8 protein-coding genes and 1 pseudogene are annotated in these 7,694 nt (G+C 50.5%); 6 read left to right on the top strand and 3 right to left on the bottom strand.

Features of this window, described 5'->3' with window-relative positions:
* Positions 1 to 302 precede the first annotated feature (302 nt).
* Positions 303 to 926 carry a lytic transglycosylase domain-containing protein gene (locus ACTHS3_RS09165; protein ID WP_003746174.1) on the bottom strand — a complete coding sequence of 208 codons (624 nt, stop codon included), beginning with the start codon at positions 924 to 926 and terminating at the stop codon, positions 303 to 305.
* Between the two features lie 172 nt (positions 927 to 1,098).
* On the opposite strand from ACTHS3_RS09165, the gene ppx reads away from it, so the two are divergent.
* The 5 genes from ppx (at position 1,099) to ACTHS3_RS09140 (ending at position 5,496) form a co-directional block, all read left to right on the top strand.
* A complete protein-coding gene (gene ppx, locus ACTHS3_RS09160) occupies positions 1,099 to 2,607 on the top strand; it encodes an exopolyphosphatase (protein WP_440367772.1) in 1,509 nt (502 codons plus the stop codon).
* 87 nt (positions 2,608 to 2,694) lie between these two features.
* Positions 2,695 to 3,066, top strand: a complete 372-nt coding sequence (gene rbfA / locus ACTHS3_RS09155; RefSeq protein ID WP_003685554.1) for a 30S ribosome-binding factor RbfA — start codon at positions 2,695 to 2,697, stop codon at positions 3,064 to 3,066.
* A 64-nt stretch (positions 3,067 to 3,130) separates the two neighbouring features.
* Positions 3,131 to 4,045 (top strand): tRNA pseudouridine(55) synthase TruB, encoded by a 915-nt coding sequence (gene truB / locus ACTHS3_RS09150; protein WP_440367770.1) that lies wholly within the window; start codon positions 3,131 to 3,133, stop codon positions 4,043 to 4,045.
* Between the two features lie 22 nt (positions 4,046 to 4,067).
* Complete coding sequence (locus tag ACTHS3_RS09145; RefSeq protein ID WP_315117829.1) at positions 4,068 to 4,694, top strand: NAD(P)H-hydrate epimerase; 627 nt, start codon at positions 4,068 to 4,070, stop codon at positions 4,692 to 4,694.
* A gap of 112 nt (positions 4,695 to 4,806) precedes the next feature.
* Entirely contained in the window at positions 4,807 to 5,496 is a 690-nt protein-coding gene (locus tag ACTHS3_RS09140; protein WP_101755607.1) for a suppressor of fused domain protein, read from the top strand.
* Between the two features lie 76 nt (positions 5,497 to 5,572).
* Here ACTHS3_RS09140 and ACTHS3_RS09135 read toward each other — a convergent pair whose 3' ends face one another.
* Positions 5,573 to 5,932, bottom strand: coding sequence for a CrcB family protein (locus tag ACTHS3_RS09135; protein ID WP_440367767.1), 360 nt, complete (start codon positions 5,930 to 5,932; stop codon positions 5,573 to 5,575).
* 81 nt (positions 5,933 to 6,013) lie between these two features.
* A complete protein-coding gene (locus ACTHS3_RS09130; protein ID WP_440367765.1) occupies positions 6,014 to 6,691 on the bottom strand; it encodes an energy-coupling factor ABC transporter permease in 678 nt (225 codons plus the stop codon).
* 257 nt (positions 6,692 to 6,948) lie between these two features.
* On the opposite strand from ACTHS3_RS09130, the pseudogene ACTHS3_RS09125 reads away from it, so the two are divergent.
* Positions 6,949 to 7,694, top strand: a pseudogene (locus ACTHS3_RS09125) (DNA translocase FtsK); the annotation flags it as partial.

Here is a 7,694-nt window from a genome sequence, read left to right as displayed (position 1 = left end):
ACCAAAAACATCCCCAACATACGCAGTGCGTAAACGCCGGAAAGTGTGGTACTGGCACGCCACTCGTGCGGAAACATTTGAATGCGGTTATCTCTTGCCATAAATAATGTTTCAGACGGCCTTAAGTTTGCGAAAGGCCGTCTGAAAGTGTGAATTAACAGATTTTCTGATTATACAGGATTCAAAGGAATTGCATGGGGTCAAATCGCAAGCCGTTTATCGCAAACCTGCTTCACCGGTATAAAACGGTTTCAACAGAAACCAACATCACGCAACATCTGCCCTATCCCATTTATCCCGAATCAACCCCACTGCCATCTATTCCGCCACGCGCCCAATACAGCATTCGGATATTTGTTGCTGCCCAAGCTGCCGTTAAACCTTGCCAACGCGCGGACAATATTGCCTTTTTCGATATTGTTGTAATGGCGCAGAATGGTGCAGCCGTAGCGCAGATTGGTGCGGATGTCGAAAAGGTTGTGTGACGGATTGCCGATATAGTTTTTCCAAAACGGCATCACCTGCATCAAACCGCGCGCACCCACGCCGCTGATGGCATATTGGCGAAACGCGCTTTCCACTTCAATCAAACCCAAAATCACTTGAGTATTGAGTCCGGCGCGGCTGCTTTCGTATTGGATATTGATCAGCAGGCGGCGGCGCTCGCCTTCATCGGGAATAAAGCGTGCCAATCGGGAAGACATCGCCGCCAACCAACGCTCCCCTTCCCTTGCATCGGTAAACACCAGCCGCGCAGGACTGGCGCTATTGATCGAACTGCGCATCACGGACGCCACATCATCGGCCAGCGTTTCTTCACGTTGCGCCCCCGCCCAAGCGGCCGCAGGCGTCAAAAGCATGGCTCCGCCGACTTGCAACAGGCGGCGGCGCGATAAAAATAAGGAATCTTGGTTTTCCGATTTCATGTGTTTCTCTTTTTAGGCCGTCTGAAAAGTTCAGACGGCCTTTGATATATTTGCTTAAAATCAGCATTATAAAATACATCTATGAGCAGAATCAAAGAGCTGTATTCCTTTTATTGTCAAGTGATACCGCCTCAAGTAACATTTAGGTTTTTCTAATCAAGCGGTATTTTTTATGACCACCACTCCCGCCAACGTTTTAGCCTCCGTCGATTTGGGTTCCAACAGTTTCCGCCTGCAAATTTGTGAAAACAACAACGGCCAGCTGAAAGTCATCGACTCCTTCAAACAAATGGTACGCTTTGCCGCCGGCTTGAACGAACAAAAAAACCTGAGCGAAGCCTCTCAAGAACAAGCCTTGGAATGTTTGGCAAAATTCGGCGAACGCCTGCGCGGATTCCAACCTGAAAACGTGCGCGTGGTGGCCACCAATACTTTCCGCGTCGCCAAAAACATCGCCCAATTCCTGCCTCGTGCCGAAGCGGCGCTGGGTTTCCCCATCGAAGTCATTGCCGGCCGCGAAGAAGCGCGTCTGATTTACACCGGCGTAGTGCATACCCTGCCGCCCAAAGGCGACAAAATGCTGGTTATCGACATCGGCGGCGGTTCGACCGAATTTGTCATCGGCTCGGATTTGCAACCGCTGACCACAGAAAGCCTGCCTTTAGGCTGCGTAACGTACAGCATGCGCTTTTTCCAAAACAAAATTACCGCCAAAGATTTCCAAGCCGCCGTTTCCGCCGCGCGTATCGAAATCCAACGCATCAGCAAACTGATGAAACGCACCGGTTGGGATTTCTCCATCGGCACGTCTGGTTCGGCCAAATCCATACGCGACGTTTTGGTGGCCGAATTGCCGCAGGAAGCCGACATTACCGCCCAAGGCATGCGTTATCTTGCCGATAGGATTATCGAAGCCGGTTCGGTTAAAAAAGCCAAATTTGAAAACCTCAAACCCGAACGCGTCGAAGTTTTTGCGGGCGGATTGGCCGTGATGATGGCCGCTTTCGACGAACTCTCGCTGACTAAAATGACCGTTACCGAAGCCGCCCTCCGCGACGGCGTGTTCTACGACTTAATCGGCCGCAGCCTCAATGTTGATATGCGCGAGCAAACAACGGCAGAGTTCCAAAAACGCTACCACGTCAGTCTCAACCAAGCCAAACGTGTTGCCGATACCGCGCAAGCCTTCATGAACAGCCTGTGCCACGCCAAAAACGTAACCGTTCAAGAGCTTGCCCTGTGGAACCAATACCTCAGCCGCGCAGGCCGTCTGCATGAAATCGGTTTGGATATCGCCCATACCGGCTATCACAAACACTCTGCCTACATTCTCGAAAACGCCGATATGCCGGGCTTCTCACGCAAAGAGCAAACCATTTTGGCGCAACTGGTTATCGGCCATCGCGGCGACCTCAAGAAAATGGCGGATATTATCGGCGACAACGAAATCATGTGGTGTGCCGTATTGTCCCTGCGTTTGGCCGCCCTCTTCTGCCGCTCGCGCCTGCCGCTCGATTTGCCGCCGCAAACCCAGCTTCGCATAGATGAAAGCAACCACAGCTTCATCTTGCGCATCAACGCCCAATGGCTGGAGCAACACCCCCTCATCGCCGATGCGCTGGACTACGAAAGCGCGCAATGGCAAAAAATCGATATGCCTTTCTCGGTTCAAGCACAATAAACCGCGCTCCGTTATAATAGGCAGCTATTCAAAATCCAAACCGCAGGCCGTCTGAAAACGACAGCCTGCCATACATCAAGGAAAACCATGAGAAAACCCCAACGCGGCTACGCCCGCCAAGACCGTGTCAAAGAACAAATCATGCGCGAACTGGCCGAACTCGTCCGCACCGGCCTGAAAGACCCGCGCGCAGGCTTCATCACCATCAACGAAGTCGAAGTTACCCGCGATTACAGCCACGCAACCGTGTTCTACACCGTCCTCGACGACAGCACACGCGACATCACCGAAGAAGCTTTGGAACACGCCAAAGGCCATTTGCGCAGCGAATTGGCCAAACGCATCAAACTCTTCAAAACGCCCGAGCTGCACTTCAAATACGACGAATCACTCGAACGCGGCATGAGCATTTCCAGCTTGATCGACCAAGTGGCGGCGGAAAAACCGGTTGAAGACTGATTGATTAAAACACACAGGCCGTCTGAATGCTTTCAGACGGCCTGAACATTACCCCCTACCCGATATGACAACCAAACCCACCAAACGCCCGGTCAACGGCGTTCTTCTCCTCGACAAACCTGAAGGCCTTTCCAGCAACACCGCGCTGCAAAAAGCGCGGCGTTTGTTCCGTGCCGAAAAAGCCGGGCATACCGGCGTACTCGATCCTTTGGCCACAGGGCTTTTGCCTGTTTGTTTCGGCGAGGCGACCAAGTTCGCCCAATACCTGATTGATGCCGACAAAGCCTATACCGCCACGCTGAAACTGGGCGAAGCCAGCAGCACGGGCGATGCAGAAGGCGAAATCATCGCCACCGCACGCGCCGATATTTCATTGTCCGAATTTCAGACGGCCTGCCAAGCCTTAACGGGCGATATCCGCCAAGTTCCGCCCATGTTTTCCGCCCTCAAGCACGAAGGCAAACCGCTATACGAATACGCACGCAAAGGCATCGTTATCGAACGCAAAGCGCGCGATATCACCATCTACTCCATTGATATCACTGAATTTGATGCACCCAAAGCCGTGATAGACGTACGCTGCAGCAAGGGCACTTATATCCGCACCCTCAGCGAAGACATCGCCAAACACATCGGCACATTCGCCCACCTGACCGCCCTACGCCGTACCGAAACCGCCGGCTTTACCATTAACCAAAGCCACACGCTCGAAGCCTTGGCAGAATTGGACGAAGCCGAACGCGATACCCTGCTGCTGCCTTGCGATGTCTTGGTGCAACATTTCCCCAAACTTGAGCTAAACGACTACGCCGTTACCATGCTCAAACACGGCCAGCGCCCCCAGTTCAGCGAAGACATTTCCGCCGAGCAGCCCATCCGTGTGTACAACCGAGACGGCACATTTATCGGGCTGGTGGAATATCAAAAAGAAATAGGCCGTCTGAAAGCCTTGCGCCTGATGAATACCGCCGACCAATAACTTCCTGCAAAGAGAGCCGATCATGAAAGTCTATACCGCCACCCAAATGCGCGAACGCGAACAAGCAGCCGTCGATAAAGGCACGAGCTTCGACCAACTAATGGAAAACGCCGGTAGCTCTGCCGCCCAAGACCTCATGCAGCGTCATCCTCAAGCCGGACGCGCCCTGATTGTTTGCGGCAAAGGCAACAACGGCGGCGACGGCTTAGTCATGGCAAGATATATGCAGGCGCAAGGTTGGCACATCGATATTCTGTTTTCACTCGGAGAAAACCTCTCCCCTTTAGCTCAAACCAATCGCGAACGCCTCAACGGTTTGCCCCATATTGAATTGATATCCGTACAAGAACTGGAAGGCCGTCTAAAAAACGGTTACGACATCATTATCGAAGGCATATTCGGCACAGGCTTCAGCGGCGCACTTCCAACCGAAATCGCCGCCCTCTGCCGCCAACTCAATCATTCAGACGGCCTGAAAGTCGCCCTCGATATTCCCACCGGCCTCAACTGCGACACCGCCGAAGCCGATCCCGACACATTCCGCGCAGACCTGACCTACACCTTTGCCGCCTACAAACCGGCGCATTTAAGCGAATTCGGCAAAACCTATTGTCAAGAAACCGTCTGTTTGCCTATTGGCATTGATTAAAAAAGCAAATAAGACGTCATATTTAAATCGCTTTATTTTTAGAAACAACACATTCTAAAAGAAACACGCCAATTAATTTACGACTAAATTATCAACGACACGGAAACAGACAATGAACGAACAAGAATACCGCCAAACTTTTAAAGAAGATCAGGCTGTCGGCTGGGAAGCTATCGATACTGCGCTTAAAGCACTTTATGGTGATATCAAACCTCGTCATTACGGCTCTATTATCAAATACATTCTAGGTGGTGATGACCCATTAGACGGCAGTAGTATTTATGATTGCGAAGAGCAAACCTTCCATCGCCACATTGTTTCCTACGGCATGAGCGAACTTTACTTTAATCCAGAACTTGCCGGTGCAGATTACAGTAAATGGGGATTTGAATTTACCTTCCGTACTCCCCCTTACGATCAGGATCCGGATTCTGGCTACAACACCAAACACGAGCCTTACTGGGCAATTAATCTAATGAATAATCTTGGCCGTTACGTTTTTGAAAGTGGTAACTGGTTTGAAGCCTATCACTTTACTTCAACTAACGACCCTATCCGAATGGATACAGAAACCGCCATCGTCGGCGTAGCCTTCGCACCAGACCCCAAGCTGCCCGCTATCAAAACACCAAACGGTGAAGTTCAATTTCTGCAGATAGTCGGCCTTACCCAGCCCGAGCTTGACTGGCTCTGGCAAGATCCAACAACAAAACGTTGCCAAGAGCTGATCGATATGATGCGCAAAGACAATCCACTGTTGATTACCGATTTAGCGCGTACAAAAAGCTATGTACAACCCTAATTGATAAAGCCAAAGGCCGTCTGAAAACAGATTTTCAGACGGCCTTCGGTTTATATTTCAAATAAAAAATAGCAACTTACTTCCAAATCTGCGCCAATTTAATCCCCAGCACCGTCAAACCAAACGAACCGAAAACATGCAGACAGGTCGCCATCAAAGCCATGCCCCAACGTTGCACCTGCATTAAACCAACCATTTCCACAGAAAAACCTGAAAATGTGGTTAAGCTGCCGAGAAAGCCGGTAATCCAAAGCAAACGCCATTGCGGATCGGTTAAGAGTTCTGCCAATACGCCGATCAGCAACGCGCCCAGCCAGTTTACCGCCAATGTACCGATAGAAAAAGGCGCCGAAGACACCAGCACCAAGCCAAACAGCCACCGCAATACAGCTCCGACAGCGGCACCGCAAACAATGGGAAAAATATAAGCAAACATAACAAGTTAAAAATTCAATTCAAAAAACAGGCCATCCGGTCATTAGGCCGTCTGAAAACCAGGCAAGGATGCCCTCATATCTCATTGCCAAATCTTAGGCGCGGATTTCAAATACCTGTCGTCATCGAAAGTACAAATCCATTGCGGCTTGAGCGCGATAAAAATAGCTGTTGAAATACCGCTCAAAAATGCCTCCGCCCAAGCGATTAAGAAGAAAACAGGAAAAGCAGTTTTCCATAATACCGTCGTATCAAATACATCCGCCCAGTCCAACAAACCGACCAAAATTACGCCGGTAAACACCATTCCGACCGCCGCAGCCCAAAAACCATTCAGAAAAATAAAGATAAAGATATTGGCAGGCAAACGCGACACCCAATGGAGGAAACCTAAGTTCACTAACAAAGGCGGAAGCAATACGGACAAGGCGTTGATGGGGAACATATGCCAATCGCCCCAAAGCCACAAATACGGAAAAAACAGCAATACGCCAAGGCAGAATGCGGCAGAGGTGCCCAGCATTAAAGCCATCAAGTTTAAGGCAAGCAAATGATAGCTCATTCCGGCCAGTTGTCCGCTTTCAGGAGAGGCATTCAAACTCCAAGCCAGCGGCAACATCACGGCAGCCACCAAAAAAGCGGAACGATGCTGCGATACCGACACCCATGCCTGCTTTGCACACAAAGCAAAAATCACCAGCAACACAGGCCATGCCGCCATCACAACACCAACGGGAAACCATCCGTTTTGAAAAATCATCATTTCATCCGCAAAATGTTCAGACGGCCTATTATACGCGTCTCAAGCCATAGCTTTGACAATCCTGTCTGCCTTTGCCGTTAAAGCTTGTTTCGGCTGGTTTTGTTTACCCGAAAAAAGCGTTAGAATAACGGACTTTGCCGTTTAATTAAGGGGATGGACGCATGCTTTGGACAATATTGGCTTTAATTCTGCTGGCTGTCATAGCCGGCTTGTTCTGGTGGCGCCAGAAACAAGAGCAAAAATGGCGCCAAGAATTGGCCCGACTCAGTGGCGATGAAGAAATAAACGAAGAAGACAGCCCGGTCGGTTTTTCCGACCAACTGGACAGCCTGAAACGTTTATTCAGCATGAACAAACGCACTGCCGACAACCATAAAATCGCCCGCATCCGCCTGCTTTCCGCGCTCGAACACAATAAAACGCAACGCGCCGAAACAGAAGAACACGCAGCAGATCCAGTTGCCGAAGAGCCAGAACACATCGCAGCTACCGAAGAAGAAATCAAAGCTGCGCCTAAAACCCGTAAATCTGCCAAACCGGAACGTATTCCTAAAATCACGCCGTTTGCACAAATGGAAACGCCCGAATACAGCCCGTCTTTGGTGCAAAACAGCAATTTTGAAGAAATCACATTAGAAGAAGCCACACGTTCCCTGCATGAAGCAGCGGTTGAGGAATGGAACGAGCATTTGGCCGAAAAAAATACGCCGATTTACAAAGACGAAGTTGAAACTCCATTGTTGCGCGCTTCATCCCTGCCGATGACCGGCATGGAAATCATCGACTATAACGACCCTATCTTGCGCCGCACACGCGAGCGTGCCTTGGCGCGTGCCAATAATGTCCGCGTGGCAGAAGCCAATGCGCCGCATATCGAAACCGTTCAGACGGCCTTAAGAACTGCCGAAAAAGAAGCCATCCTCCCCTATACTTCCATGCAGGCATTCCCTTCTGAAATCCAAGCGGAAGATATTCACGACAACCTTGCCCGCCGCACCGC

This window comes from Neisseria sp. P0009.S007 (genome assembly GCF_051962515.1).
This window is presented reverse-complemented; position numbering and strand designations above follow the sequence as displayed.